Genomic DNA, 818 nt, shown 5'->3' on the forward strand with positions numbered 1-818 from the left:
ACAACACCGGCGCCAACAGTACGGCCACCTTCCCGAATTGCGAAACGTAAACCTTCGTCCATCGCAATAGGTGCATGCAGGTTGATAGTCAATTGTACGTTATCACCAGGCATTACCATTTCTACTCCAGATGGCAAGTCACATGTACCTGTCACGTCTGTTGTTCTGAAATAAAACTGTGGTCTGTATCCATTGAAAAATGGAGTATGACGTCCACCTTCTTCTTTTGACAACACGTATACTTCAGCTTCAAATTTTGTATGAGGCTTAATTGTTCCTGGCTTCGCCAATACTTGGCCGCGCTCAACTTCATCTCGCTTGGTTCCACGTAACAATACACCTACGTTATCTCCAGCTCGACCCTCATCCAACAACTTACGGAACATCTCAACACCTGTGCAAGTGGTTTTTTGAGTATCACGGATTCCCACAATCTCAATCTCTTCACCCACTTTCACTATTCCACTCTCTACACGTCCAGTTACTACTGTTCCGCGTCCAGAAATAGAAAATACGTCTTCAATCGGTAACAAAAATGCTTTATCAATGTTACGTACTGGCTCAGGAATGTATGAGTCCATGGTTTCAACCAATTTCTCAATTGCTTTAACACCAATCTCACTGTCATCTCCTTCCAACGCTTTCAGCGCAGAACCAACAACAATTGGAATATCATCCCCAGGGAAATCGTAACTGCTTAATAAGTCACGCACTTCCATTTCAACTAATTCTAACAACTCAGGGTCATCAACCATGTCTGCTTTGTTCATGAACACAACAATGTAGGGTACACCTACTTGGCGTGATAACAATATGTG

At 43.2% G+C, this 818-nt stretch carries 1 protein-coding gene; it reads right to left on the minus strand.

Annotation, left to right across the window (positions count from 1 at the left end; translation table 11 throughout):
- Nucleotides 1–818 (minus strand): elongation factor Tu (locus ACWTEW_RS10915; protein ID WP_454783632.1); only part of this gene is annotated, 818 nt, incomplete at both ends.

The sequence above is a fragment of the Legionella stuttgartensis genome (assembly GCF_977063405.2).